The 25,870-nt window shown below is 75.3% G+C and carries 29 protein-coding genes; 12 read left to right on the top strand and 17 right to left on the bottom strand.

What is annotated here, in order from left to right; translation table 11 throughout:
* Positions 1 to 19: 19 nt before the first annotated feature.
* Genes GC157_01080 through GC157_01070 form a run of 3 tightly spaced genes read left to right on the top strand, consistent with a single transcriptional unit; the run spans position 20 to position 2,777 of the window.
* On the top strand, positions 20 to 1,570 hold the full coding sequence (locus GC157_01080; protein ID MBI1376070.1) for a lysine 2,3-aminomutase: 1,551 nt from the start codon (positions 20 to 22) through the stop codon (positions 1,568 to 1,570).
* Entirely contained in the window at positions 1,567 to 2,382 is an 816-nt protein-coding gene (locus tag GC157_01075; GenBank protein MBI1376069.1) for a lysine 2,3-aminomutase, read from the top strand. Before GC157_01080 ends, GC157_01075 begins: the two co-directional genes overlap by 4 nt.
* A complete protein-coding gene (locus GC157_01070; protein MBI1376068.1) occupies positions 2,379 to 2,777 on the top strand; it encodes a 3-aminobutyryl-CoA ammonia-lyase in 399 nt (132 codons plus the stop codon). Before GC157_01075 ends, GC157_01070 begins: the two co-directional genes overlap by 4 nt.
* A gap of 36 nt (positions 2,778 to 2,813) precedes the next feature.
* Here GC157_01070 and GC157_01065 read toward each other — a convergent pair whose 3' ends face one another.
* Positions 2,814 to 4,136 carry an MFS transporter gene (locus GC157_01065; GenBank protein MBI1376067.1) on the bottom strand — a complete coding sequence of 441 codons (1,323 nt, stop codon included), beginning with the start codon at positions 4,134 to 4,136 and terminating at the stop codon, positions 2,814 to 2,816.
* A gap of 110 nt (positions 4,137 to 4,246) precedes the next feature.
* On the opposite strand from GC157_01065, the gene GC157_01060 reads away from it, so the two are divergent.
* The 4 genes from GC157_01060 (at position 4,247) to GC157_01045 (ending at position 8,136) form a co-directional block, all read left to right on the top strand.
* Entirely contained in the window at positions 4,247 to 4,870 is a 624-nt protein-coding gene (locus tag GC157_01060; GenBank protein ID MBI1376066.1) for a threonylcarbamoyl-AMP synthase, read from the top strand.
* A 113-nt stretch (positions 4,871 to 4,983) separates the two neighbouring features.
* Positions 4,984 to 6,696, top strand: coding sequence for an apolipoprotein N-acyltransferase (gene lnt / locus GC157_01055; GenBank protein ID MBI1376065.1), 1,713 nt, complete (start codon positions 4,984 to 4,986; stop codon positions 6,694 to 6,696).
* Positions 6,693 to 7,514, top strand: coding sequence for a glycosyltransferase (locus tag GC157_01050; GenBank protein MBI1376064.1), 822 nt, complete (start codon positions 6,693 to 6,695; stop codon positions 7,512 to 7,514). The genes lnt and GC157_01050 overlap by 4 nt, the downstream gene beginning before the upstream one ends.
* Positions 7,515 to 7,518: 4 nt before the next feature.
* Complete coding sequence (locus GC157_01045) at positions 7,519 to 8,136, top strand: hypothetical protein (protein ID MBI1376063.1); 618 nt, start codon at positions 7,519 to 7,521, stop codon at positions 8,134 to 8,136.
* A gap of 161 nt (positions 8,137 to 8,297) precedes the next feature.
* On the opposite strand, the gene GC157_01040 is transcribed toward GC157_01045, so the two are convergent.
* On the bottom strand, positions 8,298 to 8,651 hold the full coding sequence (locus GC157_01040; protein ID MBI1376062.1) for an RNA polymerase-binding protein RbpA: 354 nt from the start codon (positions 8,649 to 8,651) through the stop codon (positions 8,298 to 8,300).
* Between the two features lie 266 nt (positions 8,652 to 8,917).
* Entirely contained in the window at positions 8,918 to 10,309 is a 1,392-nt protein-coding gene (locus tag GC157_01035; protein ID MBI1376061.1) for an MFS transporter, read from the bottom strand.
* Positions 10,310 to 10,398: 89 nt separating this feature from the next.
* Between GC157_01035 and GC157_01030 the strand changes: the two genes are divergently transcribed.
* Complete coding sequence (locus GC157_01030) at positions 10,399 to 10,782, top strand: ACT domain-containing protein (GenBank protein ID MBI1376060.1); 384 nt, start codon at positions 10,399 to 10,401, stop codon at positions 10,780 to 10,782.
* Positions 10,783 to 10,938: 156 nt separating this feature from the next.
* On the opposite strand, the gene GC157_01025 is transcribed toward GC157_01030, so the two are convergent.
* The 5 genes from GC157_01025 to GC157_01005 form a co-directional block, all read right to left on the bottom strand.
* A complete protein-coding gene (locus GC157_01025) occupies positions 10,939 to 11,118 on the bottom strand; it encodes a hypothetical protein (protein MBI1376059.1) in 180 nt (59 codons plus the stop codon).
* A 90-nt stretch (positions 11,119 to 11,208) separates the two neighbouring features.
* Entirely contained in the window at positions 11,209 to 11,778 is a 570-nt protein-coding gene (locus GC157_01020; protein MBI1376058.1) for an RES domain-containing protein, read from the bottom strand.
* Positions 11,775 to 12,233 carry a hypothetical protein gene (locus tag GC157_01015; GenBank protein MBI1376057.1) on the bottom strand — a complete coding sequence of 153 codons (459 nt, stop codon included), beginning with the start codon at positions 12,231 to 12,233 and terminating at the stop codon, positions 11,775 to 11,777. Before GC157_01015 ends, GC157_01020 begins: the two co-directional genes overlap by 4 nt.
* A gap of 64 nt (positions 12,234 to 12,297) precedes the next feature.
* The gene (locus tag GC157_01010) at positions 12,298 to 13,929 is read right to left on the bottom strand and encodes a DHA2 family efflux MFS transporter permease subunit (GenBank protein ID MBI1376056.1); all 1,632 of its coding nucleotides are present in this window, start codon (positions 13,927 to 13,929) and stop codon (positions 12,298 to 12,300) included.
* 88 nt (positions 13,930 to 14,017) lie between these two features.
* Positions 14,018 to 15,259 (bottom strand): monooxygenase, encoded by a 1,242-nt coding sequence (locus GC157_01005; protein MBI1376055.1) that lies wholly within the window; start codon positions 15,257 to 15,259, stop codon positions 14,018 to 14,020.
* A gap of 81 nt (positions 15,260 to 15,340) precedes the next feature.
* Here GC157_01005 and GC157_01000 point away from each other — a divergent pair, with 81 nt between their 5' ends.
* Together GC157_01000 and GC157_00995 are read left to right on the top strand one after the other, a co-directional pair.
* Entirely contained in the window at positions 15,341 to 15,655 is a 315-nt protein-coding gene (locus GC157_01000) for a hypothetical protein (GenBank protein ID MBI1376054.1), read from the top strand.
* 103 nt (positions 15,656 to 15,758) lie between these two features.
* Complete coding sequence (locus tag GC157_00995) at positions 15,759 to 16,403, top strand: DedA family protein (GenBank protein ID MBI1376053.1); 645 nt, start codon at positions 15,759 to 15,761, stop codon at positions 16,401 to 16,403.
* 15 nt (positions 16,404 to 16,418) lie between these two features.
* Here GC157_00995 and GC157_00990 read toward each other — a convergent pair whose 3' ends face one another.
* From GC157_00990 to GC157_00965, 6 genes are all read right to left on the bottom strand, one after another.
* Positions 16,419 to 16,994: a histidine phosphatase family protein gene (locus tag GC157_00990; protein MBI1376052.1), complete on the bottom strand. Its 576-nt coding sequence runs from the start codon at positions 16,992 to 16,994 to the stop codon at positions 16,419 to 16,421.
* The gene (locus GC157_00985; GenBank protein MBI1376051.1) at positions 16,987 to 17,823 is read right to left on the bottom strand and encodes an rRNA methyltransferase; all 837 of its coding nucleotides are present in this window, start codon (positions 17,821 to 17,823) and stop codon (positions 16,987 to 16,989) included. Before GC157_00985 ends, GC157_00990 begins: the two co-directional genes overlap by 8 nt.
* Before the next feature lie 5 nt (positions 17,824 to 17,828).
* A complete protein-coding gene (locus tag GC157_00980; protein ID MBI1376050.1) occupies positions 17,829 to 18,569 on the bottom strand; it encodes a TSUP family transporter in 741 nt (246 codons plus the stop codon).
* A gap of 10 nt (positions 18,570 to 18,579) precedes the next feature.
* Complete coding sequence (locus GC157_00975) at positions 18,580 to 19,521, bottom strand: SPFH/Band 7/PHB domain protein (GenBank protein MBI1376049.1); 942 nt, start codon at positions 19,519 to 19,521, stop codon at positions 18,580 to 18,582.
* 60 nt (positions 19,522 to 19,581) lie between these two features.
* Positions 19,582 to 20,004, bottom strand: a complete 423-nt coding sequence (locus GC157_00970; GenBank protein MBI1376048.1) for an NfeD family protein — start codon at positions 20,002 to 20,004, stop codon at positions 19,582 to 19,584.
* 90 nt (positions 20,005 to 20,094) lie between these two features.
* Entirely contained in the window at positions 20,095 to 20,877 is a 783-nt protein-coding gene (locus GC157_00965) for an ATP-binding cassette domain-containing protein (protein ID MBI1376047.1), read from the bottom strand.
* A 42-nt stretch (positions 20,878 to 20,919) separates the two neighbouring features.
* Here GC157_00965 and GC157_00960 point away from each other — a divergent pair, with 42 nt between their 5' ends.
* Together GC157_00960 and serB are read left to right on the top strand one after the other, a co-directional pair.
* Positions 20,920 to 21,711: a hypothetical protein gene (locus tag GC157_00960; protein ID MBI1376046.1), complete on the top strand. Its 792-nt coding sequence runs from the start codon at positions 20,920 to 20,922 to the stop codon at positions 21,709 to 21,711.
* 12 nt (positions 21,712 to 21,723) lie between these two features.
* On the top strand, positions 21,724 to 22,998 hold the full coding sequence (gene serB / locus GC157_00955) for a phosphoserine phosphatase SerB (protein MBI1376045.1): 1,275 nt from the start codon (positions 21,724 to 21,726) through the stop codon (positions 22,996 to 22,998).
* A gap of 9 nt (positions 22,999 to 23,007) precedes the next feature.
* On the opposite strand, the gene GC157_00950 is transcribed toward serB, so the two are convergent.
* The 3 genes from GC157_00950 to GC157_00940 form a co-directional block, all read right to left on the bottom strand.
* Positions 23,008 to 24,108, bottom strand: coding sequence for a hypothetical protein (locus GC157_00950; GenBank protein MBI1376044.1), 1,101 nt, complete (start codon positions 24,106 to 24,108; stop codon positions 23,008 to 23,010).
* Positions 24,109 to 24,201: 93 nt separating this feature from the next.
* A complete protein-coding gene (locus GC157_00945; protein ID MBI1376043.1) occupies positions 24,202 to 24,780 on the bottom strand; it encodes a histidine phosphatase family protein in 579 nt (192 codons plus the stop codon).
* The gene (locus tag GC157_00940) at positions 24,777 to 25,790 is read right to left on the bottom strand and encodes a potassium channel protein (protein ID MBI1376042.1); all 1,014 of its coding nucleotides are present in this window, start codon (positions 25,788 to 25,790) and stop codon (positions 24,777 to 24,779) included. Before GC157_00940 ends, GC157_00945 begins: the two co-directional genes overlap by 4 nt.
* Between the last annotated feature and the right edge of the window lie 80 nt (positions 25,791 to 25,870).

Below are 25,870 nucleotides of genomic sequence, written 5' to 3'. Positions count from 1 at the left end.
GTCGACCGATCCCCGTCGGATGCTCGACCTCGATCCCGTGACCATCCGCAAGGCGCGCACGCTGGCCCGCCGGGCGGGCGCGCCGGTGGTCTCGCTGGCGAAGCGGCACACCACCGTGTCGGTCGAGCGGGCCCTGCTCCGGCTCGCCGGCCTCGAGGGCGCCGACGTCGAGGGCATCCCGTGGGTCAACCGCCTCGTGGACGTCGTGCGCGAGGAGGTGGGCCTCGAGCAGGGCGTGGCCCTTCCCGTCTGGGACGCCATGGCGCGCACGGGCGACGACCTGCTCACCGTCGCGCAGAAGGCCGCCGCGGGCTCGGTGGCGCTGCGGCTGCCGGAGGGACGCGACCGGACGCGCGCCGCCACGGCGTCGCGGCGTGCGGTGGCCGCCGGGATCCGGCGCATCGACGCGCGCCGGGCCGAGCGCGACCGGCTCGTGCGCCGGTACGGCGACCCGCCCGCCCCGTGGGTCTACCTCATCGTGGCCACCGGGGACATCTACGAGGACATCCCGCAGGCGCAGGCGGCGGCCCGCGAGGGTGCCGACGTCATCGCCGTCATCCGCTCCACCGGTCAGTCGCTGCTCGACTACGTGCCCGAGGGGCCCACGCGCGAGGGCTACGCCGGCACCTACGCGACCCAGGCCAACTTCCGCCTGATGCGCGCGGCGCTCGACGAGACGAGCAAGGAGCTCGGTCGCTACGTGCGGCTCACCAACTACGCCTCCGGCCTGTGCATGCCGGAGATCGCGTCGCTGGCCGGGCTCGAGCGGCTCGACATGATGCTCAACGACAGCATGTACGGGATCCTCTTCCGCGACATCAACCCGGTGCGCACGTTCGTCGACCAGCGCTTCTCCCGCCAGGTGCACGCCCGCGCCGGCATCATCATCAACACCGGCGAGGACAACTACCTCACCACCGCCGACGCCGTCGACGCGGCGCACACGGTCACCGTGAGCCAGCTGCTCAACGAGTACTTCGCCAAGGAGGCCGGGCTCGCGGACTGGCAGCTCGGCCTCGGGCACGCCTTCGAGATCAACCCGGACATCCCCGACTCGTTCCGCCTCGAGCTGGCCCACGCCATGCTCGCGCGGGCCCTCTTCCCGGACGCGCCGCTCAAGTGGATGCCGCCCACCAAGCACATGACGGGCGACGTCTTCCGCGGCTACCTGCTGGACGGCTTCTTCAACCTCGCGGGCGCGCTCACCGGCCAGGGGATCCTGCTCGTCGGCATGATGACCGAGGCGGTCGTCACCCCGTGGCTGTCCGACCGCGACCTCGCGCTGCAGAACGTGATGTACGTGTTCAACGCGGCGGGCAACCTGCGCGAGGACTTCCGGCCCGCCCCGGACGGCTTCATCGCGCAGCGCGCGCGGCAGGTCCTCGGCGAGGCGGTCGACCTGCTCGAGCGCATCGTCGACGACACGCTCCTGGAGGCGATCGCGGACGGGACGTTCGGGCTCATGAAGCGCCCGTCGGACGCCGGCCGCGGCCTGGACGGCGTGGTGCGCAAGGCCTCCGGCTACCTCAACCCCGCGACCGACCTGCTCGAGGAAGGGGCGACCCGATGAGCGCCGCGAGCTCCCGGGGCACCATCGTCCGGCCGTACGGCGACGCGACCGGCGACGGCATGGTGCAGATGTCGTTCACGCTGCCGCTGCCGCACGACAAGCGGGCCGAGGGTGCCGCGCAGCTGCTGGCCCAGAAGATGGGCATGGACCCGGCGATGGTCGTGCACGCCAAGGCCATGGGGCCCGACTTCACGTTCTTCGTCGTCTACGGCCCGGTGCAGCACCTCGTCGACACCCGCGACGTCGTCGTCGCGGAGCGCGACTACCCGCTGCTGTCGCCCAAGGAGGTCAACACGGCGATCAAGAAGGGCCTGCGCCGCCCGCTGGTCGTCGTGGGTGCGTGCATCGGCACCGACGCGCACACGGTCGGCATCGACGCGATCCTCAACATCAAGGGCTTCGCGGGAGAGAAGGGCCTCGAGTACTACTCCGAGATCACGGTGGTGAACCTCGGCGCGCAGGTGCCCGTGCCCGAGCTCGTGGAGCAGGCCCGGGTGCACCGGGCCGACGCGGTGCTCGTGTCGCAGGTGGTCACCCAGCGCGACGCGCACCTGCACAACACCCGGGAGATGAGCGCCGCCTTCCGCGAGGCGTTCCCGGCCGAGCGCCGCCCGCTGCTCGTCGTCGGCGGCCCCCGCTTCGACGAGCTCGCCACGGCGGAGCTCGGCGTCGACCGCATCTTCGGGCGCGGCACGACGCCGGGCGAGGTCGCGTCCTACCTCGTCTCCGCGCTGGTGCCCTCGGGCCCGGCCCGGGCCCGCACCGCACCGGCCGCGTCCCCGCGGACCACCACACGGAAGAAGGCGTCATGACCGAGCCCACCGCCGACGCCCGCCTGGGCGCCACCGTCACCCACCGCAGGTACGTGCCGTACTCGCACGCGCACTACGGCGGCAACCTCGTCGACGGTGCCTACGTGCTCGCGATGTTCGGGGACGTCGCCACCGAGCTGTGCATCCGCACCGACGGCGACGAGGGACTCTTCGCCGGCTACGACGAGGTCGCCTTCCGCGCGCCGGTCATGGGCGGCGACGTGCTCGAGGCCACGGTGACCGTCACGCGCGTGGGACGTCGGTCGCGCGGTGTCGCGTTCGAGGCCCGCGTGGTGTGCCGTGCGACGCCGGGGGTCTCGGCGTCGGCGGCGGAGGTGCTGCCCGAGCCGATCGTGGTCACGACCGCGACGGGCACGGTGGTCGTCCCCGGCTGAGCCGCGGGATGCCGGTGCCGCCCGTCGCCGGGCGCGTCAGCCCGCCTCCGGCTGCGGCACCGCGTGCGCGGCGTGGCTGCGCAGCGCCCACGCGCCGATGCCGGCGGCGCCCAGCGCGGCCGCGGCGCCGAGGCCCAGGCCCCAGCGCGGGCTCAGGTGCTCGGACACCCAGCCCACCAGCGGGCCGCCCAGCGGGGTCGAGCCGAGGAAGGCCACCGCCCACAGGGCCATGACGCGGCCCCGCATCTGCGGCGCCGCGGTGAGCTGGAGCGTCGCGTTGCCCACGGAGAGGAACCACACGCTCGCAGCGCCCACGAGCAGCAGCGAGGCTCCCGCGACCTGCACCGTGGGGGAGAGGGCGGTGCACGCGGTGGCCACGCCGAAGGCGGTCGCCGACACCGCCAGCGGCCGGATCCCGGTCGCGCTGCGGCTCGCGCTGGCCAGCCCGCCGAGGACCGCGCCCACACCCATGGCCGAGGTGATCGCGCCCAGAGCGGCCGCGCCCTCGCCGAACGTGTCGGTCGCCAGCGCAGGCAGCGACACCGAGAACTCGTAGGTGAGCGTGCCCACGAGCGCCATCATGAGCAGCGGCACGAACAGGTCCGGCGTGCGGCGCACGTAGGACAGCCCGTCGCGCAGCTGGCGCGGCGCGCGCGGCGCCGGCGTGGCGCGGCCGAGCTGCGCCACGTCCATCGTGAGGTAGGCGCCGATGACGGCGAGGAAGCTCGCGGCGTTGATGAGGAAGCACACGCCCACGCCGTACCTCGCGATCAGCAGGCCGCCGACCGCCGGGCCCACGGCGCGCGAGGCGTTGACCACCACGGAGTTGAGGGTGACCGCGTTGCGGACGAGCGGGCCGGTCACCATCTCCCGCACGAAGGACTGGCGCCCGGGGTTGTCGAGGGTGTTCACCAGGCCGAGCACGAGCGAGAGCGCGAGCACCCAGGCCATCGTGACGTCGCCGCGCACCGTCAGGACGCCGATGAGCAGCGCCTGCGCCGCGGCCGCCGACTGCGTCCCCAGCAGCAGGCGGCGCTTGTCGACCCGGTCCACCAGGACGCCGGCGTACGGTCCGAGCAGGAGGACCGGCAGGGTCTGCAGCGCGACGGCGAGGCCGACCCAGGTGGCCGACCCGGTCAGCTGGAGCACCAGCCACGCCAGGGCCACCGACTGCATCCAGGTCCCCGTGAGCGACACGGCCTGGCCGAGGAAGAAGCGGCGGTAGTTCGGCACCGCCAGCGAGGCGAACGTGCTGGTGGTGGCCAGGCCGCCGGAGGGCGGGACGGCCGGGTCCACCACCGCCGGCTCGGCCGGCGCGGGGCCGGGAGAGCCCGCGCGGGACGGGTCGGCGTCGGTCATCCGCACCATCCTCGCACCGCCCGCGAGGTGCGCACGCCCGCCGCCGTCCGGGTGGCGTACGGCGACCCGATCCGCCCGGATCACCCGCGGGGCGCGGCTAGGGTCGGGGCATGGCCCGGTACTTCGACGTGCACCCGGACAACCCGCAGTCGCGCTCGATCGGCCAGATCGCCGAGATCGTCCGCGAGGGCGGGCTCATCGCCTACCCGACAGACTCGTGCTTCGCCCTGGGCGCCCGCCTGGGCAACGTGCACGCGCTCGAGCGCATCCGCGAGGTGCGCCACCTCGACGAGCGCCACCACTTCACGCTCGTGTGCGCCGACTTCGCCCAGCTCGGCCACTACGTGACCGTGAGCAACGCGATGTTCCGCACCGTCAAGGCGTGCACGCCGGGCAGCTACACGTTCATCCTCCCGGCCACCAAGGAGGTGCCGCGCAAGCTGCAGCACCCCAAGAAGCTCACGGTGGGCGTGCGGATCCCGCGGCACACGGTGGCGCAGGCGCTGCTCGCCGAGCTCGGCGAGCCGCTGGTGTCGAGCACGCTGCTGCTCCCGGGCGACGAGGACCCGCTCACCAGCGGGTGGGAGATCAAGGAGCGCCTCGACCACCAGGTGGACGCCGTGGTCGACTCCGGCGACTGCGGGCTCGAGCCGACCACCGTGGTCGACCTGTCCGGCGTCGAGCCGGAGGTGCTGCGCCGCGGGGCGGGCGACGCCTCGCGCTTCGAGACCTGACCGGTACCCGGGCGCAGGCCCGGGCCGGAACCCTGCCCGCGCCCGGCGCGTCGGACCTGCCGTGACCCTCACGAGGGGCCTGGCCGGCCGCAGCGCTCACGTAGCCTGTCGGCATGCCTGAGCGCGACGAGCCCGCGACCCTCGGGCTCGTCGCGACGGGCCCTCCCGGGCCGCCCGCGCGCCCGGTGCCGGCGCGCCGCGTCGACCGGGAGCTGCTCCTGCGCGTGGCGGGCTCCGTGGCCGGCGGCCTCGCGCTCGTCCTGTCGTTCCCGCCCTACGACCTCGTGTGGCTCGCGCCCCCCGCCCTCGCGGCGATGACCCTGTCCTGGCACGGGGTGCGCGCCCGTCGCGGCTTCTGGCTCGGCACGCTCGCCGGGTTCGCCTTCCTCGCCTGGCACATCGCCTGGCTGCGCGTCGTCGGTGACGACGCCTGGCTGCTCACCGCGGGAGCCTTCTCGCTGTTCGTGGGCCTGGTGGGGGCCGGCGTCGCCGCCACCTCCCGGCTGCGCGTCTGGCCGCTGGCCGTGCCGCTCATGTGGGTGCTGTCCGAGGCCGTGCGCGGCCGGGCGCCGCTGGGCGGGTTCCCGTGGGGCGACCTCGCCTTCGGCCAGACCTCCACGACCCTGACGCCGTACGCCGCGCTCGCCGGGGCGCCCGGGGTCACGTTCGCCGTCGCCCTGGTGGGCGCCCTGCTCGCCTTCGCGTGGACCGCCCGGCGGCGCCCTCGCGCCACCGTCGCGGCGCTGGTGGGGGTCGCCGTCGTGTGCACCGCGGGGGCGCTCGTGCCGCTGCCGGTCGACGGCGAGACCGGTCCGGCGGGGGAGCCGGCGTCGGTGACCGCGGCCGTGGTGCAGGGCGGGGTGCCGTCCGAGGGCCTGGACGCCTTCGGCCAGCGGGCGGCCGTGCTGACCAACCACGTGACCGAGACCGAGCGGCTCGCCGCCGACGTCGCAGCCGGCGTGGTGCCGCGGCCGGAGCTCGTCGTATGGCCGGAGAACTCGACCGACATCGACCCGTTCGTCGACGACTGGGCGCGCGCCCGGATCCAGGAGGCGGTCGACGCGGTGGGCGTGCCGGTCCTCGTGGGCGCGGTGGTCAACGACCCGGCCGACCCCACGCGGGTGCGCAACACCGGCATCGTGTGGCTGCCGTCGTCGTCCGGCACGCCGGGGCCGTCGTCGTTCTACGTCAAGCAGCACCCGGTGCCGTTCGGCGAGTGGATCCCGCTGCGCCCGCTGCTCTCGCGCCTGATCAGCCGGTTCGACCTGGTGCCGCGCGACTTCGAGGCCGGCACGAGCACCGGGGTGCTCCAGCTCGGGCCGGCCCGCATCGGCGACCTGATCTGCTTCGAGGTGGCCTACAACGGGCTCGGCCGTGCGGCGGTGCGCGGCGACGGCGTGCAGGGCGAGCTGGCCGGGCAGGGCGCGCGGCTGATCACCGTGCAGACCAACAACGCCACCTACGAGGGCACCGGCCAGCCTGAGCAGCAGCTGGCGATGTCGCGCCTGCGCGCGGTGGAGCACGGGCGCGCGGTGCTGGTGGCGGCGACGAGCGGCATCACGGCCATCGTGCTGCCCGACGGCTCGCTGGCCGGGTCCGTGGGCGAGCACCGCGCGGGCTACCTCGTGGCCACCGTGCCGCTGCGCGACACCCTGACCGTCGCCGACCGCGTGGGCGCGGTGCCGGAGCTGCTCGCCTGCGCCGCCGCCGTGTGGCTGCTGGTCCTGGTGGCGCTGCGCGCGCGGCGCGAGCGCGGGACGGCCCTCGCGGCCGGGCCCGCGGACGTAGGCTCGGGCGTCCGTCCCCGCGCCGAGGAGGCACCGTGAGCGAGTCGTCGTACGCCGGACTCGGTCGCGTGCTGGTCATCATCCCGACGTTCAACGAGCGGGAGAACCTCGAGACGATCGTGGCCCGGCTGCGCTCGGCCGTCCCCGACGTCGACGTGCTCGTGGCCGACGACAACAGCCCCGACGGCACGGGACGCATCGCCGACGCTCTCGCGGACGCCGACGACCACGTGCAGGTGCTCCACCGGCGCGGCAAGGAGGGCCTGGGCGCGGCCTACCTGGCCGGCTTCGACTGGGCCCTCGAGCGCGGCTACGACGTCGTGGTCGAGATGGACGCCGACGGCTCGCACCAGCCCGAGCAGCTGCCCCGGCTGCTCGACGCGCTGCGCGAGGCCGACCTCGTGCTCGGCTCGCGCTACGTGCCCGGCGGGTCGGTGGTGAACTGGCCGCGCTCGCGCGAGGTGCTCTCGCGCGGCGGCAACGTCTACACGCGCGTGATGCTCGGCATCCCGCTCAAGGACGCGACCGGCGGCTACCGCGCCTTCCGGGCGAGCACCCTGCGCGCGCTGGACCTGACCGGCGTCGAGAGCAAGGGCTACTGCTTCCAGGTGGACCTGGCCCGTCGCGCGGTGCACGCCGGCCTGCGGGTTCGCGAGGTGCCGATCGAGTTCGTCGAGCGCGAGCGCGGCGACTCCAAGATGGACCAGCGCATCGTGGCCGAGGCGCTGTGGCGGGTCACCGTGTGGGGGGTCGGCGACAAGGCGCGCAAGGCGCGCCGGCTGCTCGCCTCCGCGGGCGGGCGCGAGGGCAGCGCGGCCGGCCCGGGCGACCGGACCGCGTCGGGGACGGGCCGGTGAGCGCGTGAGCGCCTGGGTCATCCTTCTCGTCGTCGTCTACCCGGTCCTCGAGTGGGTCGTGGCGTCGTGGCTGGCCGCGCAGATCGGCTGGGCGTGGGTGCTCGTGCTGGTGGCGGTGCTGTTCCTGCTCGGTGTCGCGGTGATGCGGCGCGCCGGCTTCGCCGCGGCCCGCTCGCTGCGCCCCGTGCAGGTGGACGGCACGGCCGTGATGCCGGGCGTCACGCAGGACCGCATCAGCCAGGCCGGCCGGGAGGTGGGCGACGCCGGCGGCCTCTTCCTGGCCGGCCTGCTCATCGCCGTGCCGGGCCTGCTCACCAGCACGGTGGGGCTGCTGCTGCTGGTGGCGCCGCTGCGCCGGTTCCTGGGCCGGGCGCTGGGGCGCTCGGTGCGCCGTCGCGCGGAGGCGGCCGGCGTCCGCATCGACCGGCGGACCACGGTGCAGGGGCGCGTCGTGGTCGAGGACGTCGTGGTCGACGAGCCGGGCGAGGCGCGCCGGCCCGTGCGCGGCGAGATCGTGCGCGGGGACGTCGTCCCCCCGCAGCCGCCGCCCGACGCGCAGGGGCCGAGCGGGCCGGGCACCACCGGGCCGGGGGAGGCGCCGGGACGGCCCCCGGGCGCCTGAGGCCGCGGCCCGGACCGGTGCACGCGGTCGCGGGGGAGCGGTCGCGCCCGGACGCGCGACGACCCGGGTCCCCTGGGGGCCCCGGGTCGTCTCGAGGGGGAGGGTTGTCCGTCCGCTCCGGTGGTGCAGACCCGTCGCGCGGGTCGTCTGTCAGGGCGCGGTCACGCGCTCCGCTTGGCCGGGGTGCGGCCGTCGCGCAGCAGGCCGAGGCGCTCCTCGAGGAGAACCTCGAGGTCCTCGATGCTGCGGCGCTCGAGCAGCATGTCCCAGTGGGTGCGCACGTGCTTGGCCGGCTTGGCCTCCGGCTTCTCGCCGTCGCGCATGAGGGCCTCCGCGCCGCAGGTGCGGCACTCCCACACCGCCGGGACCTCGGCCTCGACGGAGAAGGGCATGGAGGTGGTGTGCCCCTCGGGGCAGTCGTAGTGCACGACCTGGCGCGGAGCGAGCTCGACGTGGTCGTCGGTCTCGTAGCTCGTCGCACCGAGTCGGGTGCCGCGCAGGGCGCCGTCGCTCATGAGGTTTCCCGTCCTGTCGATCGCCGGTGGGGGGTGGACCGGTCTCGTTGCCTTCTAACGGACGAGACGCGCGGGGTGTTCCCGAGGATCCCGCGCCGACACATCGTCCGGTAATCGTGCGCTGACGCGGCCTCGGTCCCGGTGCCCGGATCCAGCGTCGGCACGCCCCGGCACCGGCAGGAGCGGCGTCACCCGGACGGCGGCGCGTCGGGCGGGGGAAGGGCCCGGTGGGCCGGGGGAGCGGAGGCCGCCCTGCGCGGGGTGGGTCAGACGACGGAGGGCAGCTCGTTGCCGGCCTCGCGGATGCCCCGCTCGACGTCGACCCGGCGCAGGAGCAGCCCGCCCACGACGAAGAACAGCACCAGGGCGACGATGGCGGCGCGGTACGAGCCGGTGAACTGGTGGACCAGGCCGAACAGCAGCGTGCCCAGCCACGACGTGCCGCGCTCGCAGGCCTGGTAGAGGCTGAAGTACTCCGCCTCGCGGCCCAGCGGGATGAGCTGGGAGTACAGCGAGCGCGACAGGGCCTGGGTGCCCGCGACGACGAGCCCGATGCAGCAGGCGAGCAGCAGGAACAGGGGGAGCGAGCCCGCGGGGATCACGAAGCCGAGGCCCACGATGACCACCCAGACGACGATCGCGCCCAGCACGACGCGGTAGGCGCCGCGGCGCGAGGCCAGGCGGCCCATGCCCACAGCGCCGGCGACGCCGAAGATCTGCACGAGGATCACGGCGAGGATGACGTAGGTCGTCTTCATCCCCAGCTCCTCGGCGCCGTAGACCGCCGCGACGGCGATCACGGTCTGCACGCCGTCGTTGAAGAAGAGGAACGCGAGCAGGAACCGCAGGGTCTGGGGGTAGTCGCGGACGTGGTCGAGGGTGTCGCGCAGCTGGCCGAAGCTGCCGCGCACGCTCACCCCGCGGCGCGTCTCGACCACCGGGCGGTCGCGCAGGCCGCGGAAGGGGACGAGGGTGAACCCGGCCCACCACACGCCGGCGAGCACGAAGCAGATGCGCACGGCCTCGCTGGTGGTGAGCCCGAACGGCAGGCCCTGCACGAGCGCCAGGCTGACCACGAGCAGGACGAGCCCGCCGACGTAGCCGAAGGCCCACCCGCGGGTGGAGACGTGGTCGCGCTCGTCGGGCTCGGCGATGTCCACGAGGATCGCCGAGAAGACCGTGAGGCTCGCGATCAGCGCGACGTTGCCGACGATGAGCAGCAGCGAGCCGAGCAGCCACGCCCCGCCCGTCACGAAGAACAGGCACGCCGCGGCGACCGCGCCGACGACCGCGTACCCGGCCAGCCACGAGCGCTTGGACGCCGACCGGTCCGCCAGGGCGCCGACGACCGGCATGGCGAGGAACGAGAGCACCGTGGCGATCGTGACGACGTAGAAGACCGCCGAGCCCGGCGAGACGGGGATGCCCAGCACGTCGAGGTCGGTCGTGCACGGGTTCGTGTCCGACACGTCCGTGCACCCGGCGGCGGTCTCGGCCACGGAGGTGAGGTAGGGCGTGACGAGCACGACAGAGACGGTCGTGACGAAGGCCGACTGGGCCCACTCGTACCAGTACCAGGCGCGCTGCTCGGTGCGGCGGGTGGCGTCGTCCTCGTAGACCCGGACCGCCGGGCCACCGGTGCTCATGCCCGCGATCATGCCGGGCGGGCGCCCGCCGCGCGGCCGACTCGCCGGACGTGGTCGCGCGTGCGGCGGCCCCGTGGCCCGCGGTCGGGCACGATGGCCGCATGGACCTGCGCGTGCTGCCCGAACGTCTGTCGGTCTGCCGGCTGCCCGTGGACGCCCCCTGGCCCGTGCCGGGCCCCGGCGCGGCGTTCTACTCGGTGACACGCACCGAGGCCGAGGTGTCGCTGGTGTGCTCCGAGGACGACGCACCGACCGGCGAGCACGTCGTCGTCGAGCCGGACTGGCGCGCCCTCGAGGTGGCCGGCCCGCTGGACTTCTCCATGGTGGGCGTCATGGCGGCGCTCACGGCGCCGCTGGCCGACGTCGGCGTCAGCGTGTTCGTGCTCTCCACGTACGACACGGACTACGTGCTGGTGCACGCCGCGGCGCTGGAGAAGGCCGTCGAGGCGCTGCGCGCCGCGGGCCACGCCGTCCACGCCGGCTGAGCGCTCGGGCGGCGAGAGAACGGGGGCCGCCCGCGTGGGCGGCAGATCCGTGCTCTCCCGTGATACGCCGATAAGCGACATTATGTAATGTCGACTGGCTCCGCCCAGGATCGGCCGGACTCCGCGTGCAGCGGGACCCCTCCCCGGCGGTACGCCCTAGGTCTGCGACGCCGGGTCCCGCAGCGCCGCGCGGTGCGCGGCGCGCAGCGCGGCGGCACGCTCCGCGAGGTCCGGGTCGTCGCGCACGAGCGCGACCGTCGGGCAGTCCTGCGGGCCGTTCTTGGCCTCCGGGTGGCACAGGGTGCACGGCTGCCCGGGTCGCAGCGGGCACTCCACGGTGGCAGGCACGGTTCCAGTGTCCTCCTCGCCCGGGCCGCCTCCACCCGGGCGTCCGGACGCGCGCCGGGCCGTGCGGGACGCGGGCGGTCAGGCCTCGGACGGGTCGGCGTGGCGCCAGGCCGCGAACGGCAGCGCGGCGCCCCGGCTGTGCGCCGTCGCGCCGCGGGCCGGGAACCAGGCGAGCTCGCGGCCCGAGCCGTCGGGGGTGGCGGCCGAGCGGGCGTGCACCCCGCGCAGGCCGGCCTCGCGCACCGCGCGTCCCGCGGTCTGGCAGGGGCGCCAGGGCACGTACCTGCCGTCCCGGCGCCGCGGGTAGGTCCGCGGCAGGCCGAGAGACGCGAGGCCGGTGTCGCTCACGGCGTCGGCGACGCGCTGTCGGCCGGGAAGGGTCACCTCGACGAGCACGTAGGGCGCGTCGTCGCGCAGGTCCTCGACGTCGATCGCCGTGCCCACGAGCAGGCGGGGCAGCTGGGCGCGCGCCGTTCGCACGTCCTCGTTGAGGTACAGCGTGGGGCCGGCCCCCGGGGCGTTCCAGCGACCGCCCACCCGGCCGGCCCAGGTGGGGTCGAGCGGGTCGTCCCACGACGCGTCCGCGACCCGCCACCAGGAGGCGCCGTCGGCCAGCGGCGTCGCGATGGGCGCGCGCTCGGGGCTCATGGCTGGATCCGGCGCAGGTCGACCATCGCCGCCGCTCCCCTGCGCACCTCGTCGTACTGCCCCGCCTCGGCGAGCTGCAGCAGGGACCGGCCACCGAGCAGGTCCGCAGGCCGTCGGACGACGGCGGGGATCCGCTCCGGGCGCACGTAGCGCTCCAGCACGTCGGTGGCCGCGGACAGGTCCGCGACAGCCACCGCTCGCTCCGCGGGCACCCCGCTCCCCCGCCACTTGGACACCGCCTGGCGGGACACGCCGAAGACGCGCGCGAGGTCCGAGGACGACAGGTCCCAGCTGGTCATGAGCCGTTCGAGCGGGGCGCTCCGGACCCGGCTCTGCAGTGCCGCCAGGAAGGCCTCGGTCCAGCGATCGTCCCCCCACGCGCTGATCCGCGCCGCGGCCTCGTCGGGGTCGAGCCGGCGCAGCGCCGCGACCTCGGGTGCCGTCCTGCGTGTCATGCACCCATCATGCCGCAACCATCTGTCAACCGACAGGGGACGCGCTCCGAGCGCCGCGGGAGGATCAGGCGCTCGTGGGGTCGGGCTCGACGCTCTCGGCGTCGAGGGCCGCCTCCTCCTCGCGCCGCCCGTCCGGCGGCAGCTTGAGCGTGGCCAGCAGCCCGAGCAGCACGAACCCTGCTGCGGTGATCGCCGTGAAGCGGATGGCGGTGGCGAACGCCTCCCCTGCGGCGTCGGCGACGGCCTGGCCACCCGGCTTCTCGGCCAGGGCCGGGATGATCGTGCCGGCCGTCTCCTGGACCGCCTCGCTGATCGATGCGCGCTGGTCGTCGCTGAGCCCGGGCACGCTCTGCAGGTTGGTCTCGGTGGCGTGCGCGAGGGTGACGAACAGCACCGTGCCGAGGACGGCCGTGCCCAGCGCCGACCCGATCTGACGCGCGGTGCTCTGCGTGCCGCTCGCCTGGCCGCTCTTGCGCCGGGGCACGTCGGCCAGGATGAGGCTGGTCAGCTGCGCGCTGGCATAGCCGACGCCGACGCCGTACACGATGAGCCAGGCCGAGATGACCCAGCCGCTGACCGACGTCGACATCGTCAGGCCCAGGCCCAGGATGCCGATGACCTCGAGCACCATGCCCAGCCGCGCCACGAAGCGCGGCGAGCGCCGCTCCGCCAGCGTCGCGGCCGTGGGACCGGCGAGGAAGGCGCCGATCGCCAGGGTCGCCAGCAGCGCGCCGGCGCCGAAGGCGGTGTAGCCGAGCACGCTCTGGAGGAACAGCGGCAGCGAGAAGAGGATGCCGAACTCGCCGAGGCTCACGATGAGGCCGGCGATGCTGCCGAAGCTGAACGTCGCGATCCGGAACAGCGACAGGTCCAGCAGCACCGAACGGCGTGCCGCGGCCCGACGGGATTCGACGAGCAGCAGCAGGCCCAGGCACAGCGCCGAGGCCACGAGCGCCCACAGCACAGGTGAGACCGACCCCGTGCGCCAGGTGATCCCGGCGATCGTGGAGTCGTGGGTGGTCACCGTCCAGCCGTAGTTGCGACCCTCGATCAGGGCGAAGACCAGCGCGCCGACACCCACGGCCGACAGCACCGCACCGAGCACGTCGAACCCGGGATCGAAGTGGTCGTCCTTGCTCTCCGGGACGACGATGAGCGACCCGATCACGATCACGACCACGATCGGCACGTTGATGTAGAAGGCCCAGCGCCACGAGTGGTGCTCGGTGAGCCAGCCACCGAGCAGCGGACCCACGGCGGCCATGCCGCCGATGATCGAGCCGTAGATCGCGAACGCGATGGTGCGGGCGCGACCGACGTAGATGGAGTTCACGAGCGAGAGCGACGTCGGCGACATCATCGCCCCGCCGACGCCCTGCAGCGCGCGCGCCGCGATCAGGGCGGTGCCGTCGCCCGTTCGAGCGGCGATCATGCTCGCGACGCCGAACACCACCGCGCCCGACATGAACATGAGGCGTCGGCCGACCCGGTCACCGAGACGGCCGGCCACGATGAGCAGCGCGGCGAACACCAGCGAGTAGATGGCGTTGACCCACTCGGCGTCGACCGACGTGATCTGCAGCTCGCGGATGATGGAGGGCAGCGAGACGTTGACGATCGTCGCGTCCATGATGATGAGCGCGGTGCCGAGGCCGATGAACAGCATCGGTGTCCAGTGCGTGCGCGGCGCCGGCATCGCGCCGACCGTCCCCCGGTCGTCGGTCATGCGGTCACCGTAGGGCCTGGTCCAGCACCTCGCACCGCGGCGCGGCCCGTGCCTCGCGTCAGCTCGTGATGAGGATGCCGAGGCACATCTCGTCGGTGGTCCCCTCCCCCCACACCACGTAGCGCGGGGGCAGGTCGGCCAGCGCGGGCAGCTGCGTGCGCAGGCGCGCGTCGTGCCGGCAGGTGACGGTGATCGTGTCGCCCGCGCGCAGCCGCAACGGCGTGCGCAGGGGCCGGGCGGACTGGTTGTCGAAGTCCCACACCGGGATGTCGAGGATCGTGCGCTCGCGCGGGGTGCCCGCGTTCGCGACGACGGTGATCGACCGGCCCAGCAGGTGCATGTGGCCGGCCGCGGCGCGCACGGTCACGGGCTCGCGCAGGTAGCGCGTGCAGCTCTGCACGGACCCTGCCCTCGGGGCGACGAACGAGCCCCCGCAGAGCAGCTGGAGGCCGGCCACCGTGCGCGCGGAGCCCGGCCCGAACCGGGCGACGACGTCGGCCAGCGCGGCCTGGCGGTCGCAGAGCGGGCCGGTCTCGCCGGGCAGGCACGGCAGCTCCACCGGAGCGGGCAGCAGCATGGTGCGCAGCGGCGTCAGGCCCGCGTCGTCGGACACCCGCAGGCGCACGTGCGTGGAGTCCGTGACCGGCGCGGTGCCCACGTCGCGCAGGTTGTAGTGCATCTGGATCACGATGCGGCTGCCCGCCGGCACGGGCACGCCGGTGCCGCGGCCGAACAGCGACTCGCGGCCGCCGGGCGCCCAGCCCGCGAGCCAGGGCGCGGAGTCGAGCGCGTCGAGGGGGTTGGCCGAGCGCGACGGCAGCCCCGGGCCGCCGAAGCACTCCCAGCCCGGGCGCGGGTCGGCGTCGTCCTTGGCCTGCGCCGCGGCCACCTGGTCGGGGTCGACCCGGAACAGGATCGAGTGGTGCACCACGGCCGGGTTGCCCGGCAAGAACTGCACGCCGGTGACGAACGCGGGTGCCACCAGGTGGGGGTCGGCGAGGAAGCAGCGGTAGTCGTCGGTCCCGCCGGCGGGCGCCGCGGGGGCGTAGACGCGGCCGGGCAGGTCGTCGGCGACGCCGACGGTGAGGAACCGCTCGTGCGCCCGCAGCGGCGTCGTGGGCGGAGGGAGTGCAGGTGCCGACGCCGCAGGCGTGGCCGAGGACGGACCCGGCGCGGACGTGGCGCTGCCCGGCGCGGACGTGGTGGCGGGCGGGGCCGAGGGCGGCGGCGTCGGCCCGGGGGCCGCGGAGCACGCCGCCACGAGCGCGGCGCAGGCCACGACGACAGGCAGGCGGCGCATCCCCGCAGCGTAGGCGCGGCCGCACGCGCCCGGGCGGGTTCCCGGACGACGCGGTCCTGGGTGCGGAGGCATGATGGACGCATGAGCGGCGACGACGACATCGAGCGCCTCCTGGCCGAGATCGACTCCACGATGAACGGGCCGGCCAAGCCCCCCGCCCAGAAGCGGGGCGGCGAGGTGACGCCCGCCGCGAAGGATCAGCCCGCAGCGCGCGGGCGCGTGGGGTCGGCGGTGCGCACGGGCGGCGTGGCCGCAGCCGTGTGCGGCGTGGGCGTCTTCGGCGCGACGTTCCTGTTCCAGTGGCTCCCGGTCATCGACAACCCGGTGAGCAGCGGCCTCGGGGCCGCCGTCGGCGCGTTCCTCACCGGCGCCACCCTGGGTCTGCGCCGCCGCTGAGCGGCTCCGCGCCGCAGCCACGCGGTCCGGCGGTGTGCCGCACGGCGGCGTTGCTCCGCGGACGTGCGTTTGCGGTCCCCGGACGCTCGGGAGAGCGTGGCATGTGCTCGGTTCCCTGGATCAGCTGCTCACCGAGAACGCCTGGATCGTGTACTCCGTCGTCGCGGCCCTGGTGTTCGTCGAGGACGCCCTGTTCGTCGGCTTCGTCGTGCCCGGCGAGACCGCGGCGGTGCTCGGCGGCGTGTCGGCCAGCCGCGGGCACGTGTCGCTCGTGGCGATGTGCGCCGTCGTGGTCGTCGCCGCGATCGTGGGCGACAGCGTGGGCTACGAGGTGGGCCGCCGCTTCGGCCCCCGGCTCCTGGAGACCCGGCCGCTGCGCCGTCACCAGGAGCGGCTGGGTGACGCGCAGGACTTCCTGGCCCGACGCGGTGGTGCCGCGGTGTTCCTCGGCCGGTTCGTGGCGTTCTTCCGCGCCGTCATGCCGGCGCTGGCGGGCCTCGCCCGCATGCCCTACCGCCGGTTCCTCCCCTACAACGCCGCCGGCGGCCTGGTGTGGGGCGTGGCGTTCGTGGTGCTCGGCTACGTCGCGGGGAACTCCTACGCGCGTGTCGAGGCCGTGGTGGGGCGCGACCTCGCGATCGGCGTGGCCATCGTCGTGGTGGTCGCCGTCGTCGTCTGGCGCGTGCGCCGCTCCCGCCGGGAGAGCAGGAGCGAGAACAGCCGCGAGGACAGCCGCGAGGCGGGCTGACCCGGCCGTACCGCCTCAGGGGTTCCAGGACTCGAGCACGGGGATGCCGAGGTCGTCGGCGAGGACGCCGGTGCCGGTCGCACCCAGCACCAGGTGCGCCGCCGTGGTGGGCGGCTGCTCGATCCACGTCACGGCGAGGATGCGCAGCAGGTGCGCGTGGGCGACGAGGACGACGTCGCGCCCGCCGGCGAGGACCGGCCGGCAGCGGTCCAGCACGCGTGCGGCCCGCCGGGCGACCTCGTCGATGCTCTCCCCCAGCTCCGCGCCCGCGGTCCAGACCGTCCAGCCGGGCACCTCGCGGCGCATCTCCGCCGTGGTGCGTCCCTCGGCCGCGCCGTAGTCCCACTCGACGAGGTCGTCGTCGACCGTCGCGGCCAGGCCGGCGAGCTCGGCGGTGCGCCTCGCCCGCTGCAGCGGGCTGCACAGCACCACCGCCCCGCGCCAGCCCGCCAGCCGCTCCCCCGCCGCGCGTGCGGCCGCCTCGCCCTCGGGCGTGAGCGGCAGGTCCGTGCGCCCGGTGTGGCGGCGCTCGCGGCTCCACTCCGTCTCGCCGTGGCGGAGCACGAGGATCCTGCCGGTGGTCTCAGCCATGGCCCGAGCCTGCCAGGCCGGGCATGTCGTCGGCCGCGCCCACGGCGTAGAGGACCACCGCGCTCGCCGCCGCGACGTTGAGGCTGTCGACGCCGGCGGCCATGGGGATGCGCACGCGCTCGTCGCACCGCTCGAGCGCGGCGGCGCTCAGCCCGTCGCCCTCCGTGCCCAGCAGCACGGCCACCCGGCCGCGCAGGTCCGCCGCAGGCAGGGCGGTGCCGGACGGGTCCGGCGACATCGCGACCAGCCGGAATCCGTTGTGCCGCATGGTGTCCAGGGCGTCCGGCCAGGCCTCGGCGCGCGTCCAGGGCACGGCGAGGACGGTGCCCATCGACACCTTGACGCTGCGGCGGTAGAGGGGGTCGGCGCATCCCGGGCTCACCACGACGGCGTCGAACCCCAGCGCCGCCGCGTTGCGGAACACCGCCCCGACGTTGGTGTGGTCGACGAGGTCCTCGAGAACCACCACCCGTCGCGCCGGGGCGACGAGGTCCGTGAGCGACGGCAGCGGGCGCCGCTCCAGCGACGCCAGCACCCCGCGGTGCACGCGGTACCCCGTGACGGCGCGCAGCACGTCGTCGTCGGCCACGAAGACCGGGCAGTCGTGCCCGGCCAGGGCGTCCTCGAGCGAGGGCAGCCACTTCGCCGCGGTGAGCAGCGAGCGCGGCCGGTACCCCGCCGCGAGCGCCCGGCGCACGACCTTCTCGCCCTCGCCGAGGAACAGCCCCTCGGCCGGCTCGCGGACGGAGCGCAGCGCGACGTCCGTCAGCCCGGTGTAGTCCGACAGCCGGGGGTCGTGGGGGTCGACGACGTCGACGCGCTGCGCCACGGGACTCAGCGCCGCACGATGCTGACGACGGCCGCGACGAGTCCCACGGCCACGATGATGCCGCGCAGCACCGGGTCCGGGAGCCGGCGGGCCAGCGGCGCGCCCACCATGCCTCCGATCGAGGCGCCGACGCCGAGGGCGACGGCCGCCCCCCAGTCGACCGACGCCGCGACGACGAAGACCACGGCGGCGACCCCGTTCGCCACGCCTTGGAGGACCTGCTTGGCCGCGTTGGTGCGCTGGAGGTCCGGGTCGTAGAGCGCGCCGAGCACCGCGATCAGCACGATCCCCTGGGCGGCGCCGAAGTAGCCGCCGTAGAGGCCGACGCCGACCAGCACCGGCGCGAGCAGCCACGACGGGGCGGAGGCCGGCTCCACGCCGCGGGCGCGCAGCCGGCGCACGATCGTGGGCTGGACCAGGACGAGCGCGCAGGCGGCGAGGATCAGCCACGGCACCACGCCCTCGAACACGCTCGAGGGCAGGAGCAGCACGAGGGACGCCCCGGCGACGGCCCCGACCCCGACCAGCGCCGCCATCGCTGCCACGCGCCGGCCGCGCCCGGCCATCTCGCGCCGGTAGCCCCAGGCGCCGAACACGTTGCCCGGCGCGATCCCCGTGGTGTTGGTCCCGTTGGCCACCACCGGGGGCAGCCCGGCCGCCAGCAGGAGCGGGTAGGTCAGCAGCGTCCCGCTCCCGATGGCGGCGTTGACCGCGCCGGCCGCGACACCTGCCCCCGCGAGGAGCAGCAGGTTCACCTCAGCGCGCGTCCCCCTCGGGGGCCGCCTGGACGGCGTCCGGCGCCGGCCGCGTCGTCATGCCGAAGGCCTGGCTCAGGTTCGACATCGCGGTCGAGAGCTCGGCCGGGATCACCCAGACCTTGTTGGCCGTCCCGTTCGCCAGGCTCGGCAGCGCCTGGATGTACTGGTAGGCCAGCACCTGCGCGTCGGCGTCGCCGGCGTGGATCGCGTCGAACACCTTCTGGATGGCCTGGGCCTCGCCGTCCGCGCGCAGGATGCGGGCCTGGGCGTCGCCCTCGGCCCGCAGGATGGCCGACTGCCGCTCGCCCTCGGCGGTGAGGATCTGCGACTGCTTGGTGCCCTCGGCGGTGAGGATCTGCGCGCGCTTCTCCCGCTCGGCGCGCATCTGCTTCTCCATCGAGTCCTGCACGCTCGAGGGCGGGTCGATCGCCTTGAGCTCCACGCGGTTGACCCGGATCCCCCACTTGCCCGTCGCCTCGTCGAGGACGCCGCGCAGCGCGTTGTTGATCTCCTCGCGCGAGGTCAGCGTGCGCTCGAGGTCCATGCCGCCGATGACGTTGCGCAGCGTGGTGACGGTGAGCTGCTCGATGCCGGTGATGGGGCTCGCGATCTCGTACATCGCGGCCTTGGCGTCGGTGACCTGGAAGTAGATGACGGAGTCGATGTTGACGACGAGGTTGTCCTCGGTGATGACCGGCTGCGGCGGGAACGAGACGACCTGCTCGCGCATGTCGACGAGCGGCTTGAGCCGGTCGATGTACGGGATGAGCAGCGACAGCCCGGGCACCAGGGTGCGGTGGTAGCGGCCGAGGCGCTCGACGATGCCCGCACGTGCCTGCGGCACGATGCGCACCGCCTTCGCGAGCGTGACGAGCACGACGATGACGACAAGGGCGGCGATGACGAGTCCCGCCACCGTTCCTCCCGCGATGTCCGCGATCACGGCATCCCCTTCCTGGGACGTGGACGGGTGCGGCGACGCACCCGCTGCTGCCGGGGCTCAGGCGACGAGCGCCGTGGCTCCGGAGATCTCGACGACATGGACGACCGTGCCGGCGGCGTAGCTGCTCTGACCGTCGTAGGCGCGGGCCGACCAGACCTCGCCGGAGAGCTTGATGCGTCCGTCGCGGCCGTCGACCTCGGCGACGACCTCGGCCTCCGACCCCACCAGGGAGGCGACGCCGGTGCGCAGCGCGAACGGCGTGCGCAGGTGGCGGCGGGCGACGGGGCGCACCCCGACGAGCAGGGCGAGCGAGACGAGCGCGAACGCGGCCACCTGCACCGCGGGTCCGCCGCCGATCGCGGCCACCACGCCCGCGGCGGCCGTGCCGCCCGCGATCATCGCCAGCACGAGGCTCGTCGTCAGCATCTCGCCGACCACGAGCACCGCCGTGGCGATGAGCCACCAGACCCAGGCGTCCATACCCCGATCGTAGGGCGGTGGCGTCGGGACGCCCGCTGGATTCGCCCGGGCGACGGCGGCGCGCCGCGGCCGGCCGGTCGCAGTCGCGTCTCAGCGCGCGCGGGCCGACCAGCGCTCGCCGCGCCGCTCGACCTCGAGGGCCAGGCCGAAGGTGGCGCCCAGGTTCTCGGCGGTGAGCACCTCGTCCACCGGGCCCTGGGCCACCGCGCTCCCCTGCCGCAGCAGCAGGGCGTGGGTGAACCCGACCGGGATCTCCTCGACGTGGTGGGTCACGAGCACCGTCGTGGGCGCCTCGTCGTCGGCGGCGATCTCGCCGAGGCGGCGCACGAGGTCCTCGCGGCCGCCGAGGTCGAGGCCGGCGGCGGGCTCGTCGAGCAGCAGCAGCTCGGGGTCGGTCATGAGCGCGCGGGCGACCTGCACCCGCTTGCGCTCGCCCTCGCTGAGGGTCCCGAAGGTGCGGTCGGCCAGCGCGCCGACCCCCAGCTGGTCGAGGAGGGCCGCGGCGCGGGCGTGGTCGCCGCCCTCGTAGCCCTCGCGCCAGCGCCCGGTCACGGCGTACGCCGCCGTCACGACGACGTCGGCCACCCGCTCCTGCGGCGGGATGCGCTCGGCGAGGGCGGCGCTGGCCAGGCCGATGCGCGGCCGCAGCTCGAAGACGTCCGTGCGCCCGAGCGGCTCGTCGAGCACCTCGACGGTGCCGCGGGTGGGGTGCATGAGCGTGGCGGCCAGGGCGAGCAGGGTGGTCTTGCCCGCGCCGTTGGGCCCGAGCACCACCCAGCGCTCCCCCTCCGCGACGTCCCAGGACACGCCGGCGACGATGCGCGAGCCGCCGCGCACGACCTCGACGTCGAGGAACCGCAGGACGTCGCTCACCCGCCGAACACTAGTGAGCGGGCACCGACCTAGGGTTGCCGGGTGCTCGTGTCCTTCCGCCCCGGAGCCCTCACCTGCTGGGGCAACGCCTACCTGGGCGGCGCGGCCAGCCTCGACGAGTGCGTCGAGCGCACGGTGCACGCCGACGCCCTCCACCGCGTCACCGGCGTCCCGGACGAGCCGGACGCGGTGTCGCTCGCGGTGGCCCTGGGCCGGCTGCGCGCGTCGGGCGTCACCGGGCTGCGGCTGGTGCTGCCCGAGCCGGGCGACCCCACCGGCCTGCCCGGCCCGCGGACGACGACCGACGCCGCGGTGGCCGCGGGCTGCGCCGTGCTCACGGTCGGGCCGCCCGAGGTGGCGCCCCTGGCGCTGGTGCCCACGGTGTCGGCGGCGGACCGGGGCGACGTGGTGCGCTGGGACGTCCACGCGGCCGCGTGGGCCGTGCCGCCCGCGGGCCTGCCGTCGCTGGCCGAGGCCGACCGCGGGCTGTCGGAGGCGCTGCGCGCCACCACCGCCGACCTGGACGCCCTCGACGTCGCCTCGGGTCGCGACGCCGTCGGCCCGCGGCTCGTGGCGATCGACCGCAGCGTGCGCCGCATCGACCTTCCGGCGTCGCTGCCGGCGCGGGCGCAGCGGATGGTGGCCGGCGCCTCGCGCCTGCTCGGCATCCTCACCGTGGCCGCCGAGGGCGACGGCGCCGCCGTGACCGCGGGCGAGGCGGCCGGGCGTGCGCAGGCGCTGCGCCCCCTGCGCACGGCCGCCCGCTACGCCCTGTGCGCCGGGTACTCCGCCGCGGCCGAGCCGCCGCGGGGCGGCGACGGCGCGGCTCGCTAGGCTCGCCGCACCATGGCGCCCGAGCCCGACCTCGACCCCGACGACGTCCCCCGCACGCTGCTGGTCACCGTCACCGGCCCCGACCGGCCGGGAGTGACCGCCCTCGTGTGCTCCGCGCTCGCGGCGCACGAGGTCGACGTCGTCGACGTGGAGCAGGTGGTGATCCGGGGCCGGCTCACCCTGGGGATCCTGGTCGCGCCCGCCGCGTCGCTGCAGCACGGGGCCGTGCTCGAGCTCGAGGCGGCCGGGCGCACCGCCGTGGCCGCCCTCGAGGGGACCGGCATGGACGCCGAGGTGACGCTGGGCGCGGCCGAGCACGACGTCCGGCGCCGCGGCCGCCTGCTCGTCACGGTGCTCGGCCACCCGCTGGCCCCGGCGGCGCTGAGCGGCCTGGCGAGCAGCATCTCGGCCGAGGGCGGCAACATCGAGCGGATCGTGCGCACGGCCGCCTACCCCGTGACCGCGATCGAGCTGACGGTCGGCGGCGCGGACCTGCGCGCCCTGCGCGACGCGCTGACCGCCGAGTCGTCGTCCCTCGGCGTGGACGTCGCGGTGCAGCCGGCGGGGATGCGGGGCCGGGGCACGTACCTCGTGGTGATGGACGTCGACTCGACGCTCATCCAGGACGAGGTGATCGAGCTCATCGCCCGCCGCGCCGGGCGCGAGGACGAGGTGCGCGGCATCACCGAGCGCGCGATGTGCGGCGAGCTCGACTTCGCCGGGTCGCTGCACGAGCGCGTCGCCCTGCTGGCGGGCGTGCCCGTCTCCGCGCTCGACGAGGTCCGCCAGGACGTGCGCCTGACCCCCGGCGCGCGGACGCTGGTGCGGACGCTGACCCGGCTCGGCTTCCGGGTCGCCGTGGTGTCCGGCGGCTTCGCCGAGGTGGTGCGCCCGCTCGCGGCCGAGCTCGGCATCCACCACGTGCGGGCCAACTCCCTCGAGGTCGCGGACGGCCGGCTCACCGGCCGGGTGCTCGGGCCGGTCGTCGACCGGGCCGGGAAGGCCGCCGCGCTGCGCGAGATCGCGGCGCTGGACGGGATCCCGCTCGAGCGCACGATCGCCATCGGCGACGGCGCCAACGACCTCGACATGCTCTCGACGGCCGGGCTCGGCGTGGCCTTCAACGCCAAGCCGGTGGTGCGGGCGCAGGCCCACACCGGGATCACCGTGCCGTTCCTCGACCCGGTGCTCTACCTGCTCGGCATCACGCGCGAGGAGGTCGAGGCGGCCGACGCCGCCGCCGGCACGCCCACCCCGGCACCGCCGGTGCCGCCGGGCCGCGGCTGAGCGACGTCGTCACGCCACGCGGTGGACCGCCGAGGTGCCGTTGACGACGAGCACCGAGTAGGCGATCCGGCCGCCCGAGAACGGGTCCGTCGCCGCGATCCACACCCCGGTGGGGTGGGTGCCCGCGCGCAGGGGCACGAGGTGCCGCGCGTCGTAGCGGCGCACCTGTCCGGCCGCGAGGCGCACGAGGTCGGCGACGGTCACGTGCGGGTGGCGCGGGGTGACCGCGAGCTTGGCCGCGCGCGACACGGCGTCGGCCACGGAGCGGACCGACGCGCGCAGGTGCAGCGACTCGATCGCCCGGCGCAGCATCGTCTCCGTCACGCTGCGTGCCGCCGAGGGGAGGCGGACCTGCCGCAGCCCGTAGGTGTAGGCGAGCGAGACGGATTCCGTGTCGGTCGTCGCCGTGGCGGAGCCGTGGCGCACGGCGGAGCGCACCTGGCGCTGCAGCGACGCCGTGAGCGCGGGGCCGCCGACGCTGCCCGCGGGGAGCGTCCCCGTGAGCCGCTCGAGCCGCCCCGCGGGGTCCACGACGGCGGTCAGCGTCGTTCCGGCGTCGGAGCAGGTGTACACGGTTCCGCCGTCCGTGCCCGGGGCCGTGGCGGTCACCGGCAGGCCCGCCGGGAGCACGCTCGCGACGTCGTGGCTCGGCCACGCCGTGGACAGGTGCACCTGCTCGGGCGTGCGGCGGCCGACGTTCTCGAGGAACACCGGCTCGCGGCGGTGCAGCAGCACCAGGGCCCTGGCCTCGTCGCGCGTGCGGTCCTCGCGGTTCAGCGACACCCACTCCGCCCGCGTCGAGTCGTACGCCGAGGTGTCGATGGCCACGGTGAACGGCGGGGTCGTGGGGATCTGGCTGGACAGCCGGACGTGCACGGCCGCGGCGACCTGCACGGAGTTCCAGATCGACCACGCCTCGAGCCGGTCGGACCCGAGCCCGAGCCGGACGACGCCGGAGTAGCCGAGCTCGGCGTCGGAGGCCGCGAGCACCGGCGCCAGGGTGGTGGCGCAGTCGGCCGGCGCCGCGGAGGCGCGGGTGGCCGGCAGCAGCGCCGAGAGGGCCAGGGCGAGGGCGGTCGCGGCGAGGACGCGGGTGCGCGGGGCGGGCATGCGAGGGGTCCCCTGTCTGTTCCGGCGAGGTCGCCGGGATCGGCGGCCGGACTGCCGCGCCGCGACTCTACGGCTGCCGCGCCGGCGACGGCGTCATCCGTACGGCGGAGCCGCCTCGCCCCGGTTCACCACGAACTCGGCCAGCCGGGCGTCCCCCGGCGCTAGCGCGGCCCAGGGCACGCGGGTCTCGAGCACCGCGGCGCCGGCGGTCGGGTACTTCACGTCCAGCGCCGCCGCGGCGTCCGGGTCGCGCTCCCCCGCGAGCAGCCGGACGAGGTCCTCGCACCCCGGGTTGTGGCCGACCAGCACGGCGGTGGCCACCCGGTCGGGCAGCTCGCGCAGCACGGTCAGCAGCTCGTCGGCGGTGGCGTCGTAGACCCGCGGGTCGACGGTGAGCGGCCCCGGCGACGCGACGTCGTAGCCGGCCGCCCCGATGTAGCCGACCTCCGCCGCCACGAGGGTCCAGGTGCCGCGGGTGCGCCGGGCGCTGGAGACCACCACGTGGTCGAGCGCGGGGAACCGGTCGCGCAGCCAGGCGCCCGTCGCGCGGGCGTCCGCCACCCCGCGCGGCGAGAGCGGACGGTCGTGGTCGGGCACCCCGGGCGGGTACGCCGACTTCGCGTGCCGCAGCACCACGAGGGTGCGCGCGGGACCCGGCTCCCCGGCCGTCACGACCGCGCCGCCTGGCGGCGCAGGTCGCGGATCTGCTCCTCGGTGCCCACCGCGATCAGCACGTCGCCGGGCCCCACCACCGTGCTCGGCGCCGGGTTGGTGACGAAGCGGCCGTCGGTGCGCAGCGCGAGCAGGATCGCAGCACCGCCCTCGCGGGCCCGGGTGTCGGCCACGGTCGAGCCCTGGAGCGCCGACCCGTCCTGCACCTCGACGTCGACCATCCGGAACTCGTTGCTGCCCTCGTGCATCACGACGTCGAGGAAGTCCACGACGTACGGCGACTCGGCGAAGGCGGCGATGCGGTTGCCCCCGATCCGCTGCGGGTTGACCACGCGGTCCGCGCCCGCGCGGACGAACTTGGGCTCGGCGTCGTCGGTGCGCGAGCGCGCGATGACGAAGAGGTCCGGGTTCAGCGACCGCGCCGACAGCACCACGTAGACGCTGCCCGCGTCGTTGTCGAGCGAGGCGACCAGCGTGCGGGCCAGGCGGATGCCGGCCGCACGCAGCACTTCGTCGTCGGTCGCGTCGCCGAGGATGTGCGGATAGGGGCAGCTGCCGAGCCGCTCCTCGTCGCGGTCGATGATCACCACGGCCTGCCCGGCGCGGGCGAGCTGCTCCGCGGCCGCCTTGCCGACCCTCCCCCAGCCGCACACGACGGCGTGGCCCTCGAGCCGGTCGATGTCGCGCTGCATCTGGCGTCGCCCCCAGAGGTTGCCGAGCTGGCCCTCGAGCACGAGCTCGAGGGTCAGGGTGAGCGTGTAGAGCACCGTGCCGACCCCGACGAGGGCCAGCACCATCGTGTAGATCTTCTGCGCGGGGCCGAAGTCCACGACCTCGCGGAAGCCGATGGTGGTGACCGTCGTGACGGTCTGGTACGCCGCGTCGAGCAGGTCGATGCCCAGCAGGACGTACCCGAGCGTGCCGACGACCAGCACCGCCGAGAGCGCGACGAGCGCGATGACGAGGCGACGCGCGTTGCGCGAGTGGTACTGGAGCGGTCGGACGGCCACCTGCTCGTAGTGGCGGTCCCGCGGCTGCCTCGACCTCGGCACGGGGCCAGCATGCCGGAACGCCGTTCCGGCACGCGCGG

The organism is Frankiales bacterium (assembly GCA_016125335.1).
In the GTDB taxonomy this organism is placed as follows: domain Bacteria; phylum Actinomycetota; class Actinomycetes; order S36-B12; family CAIYMF01; genus Longivirga.
Note: the sequence above shows the minus strand (reverse complement) of the source record. Positions and strands in the feature narration are given on the sequence as shown.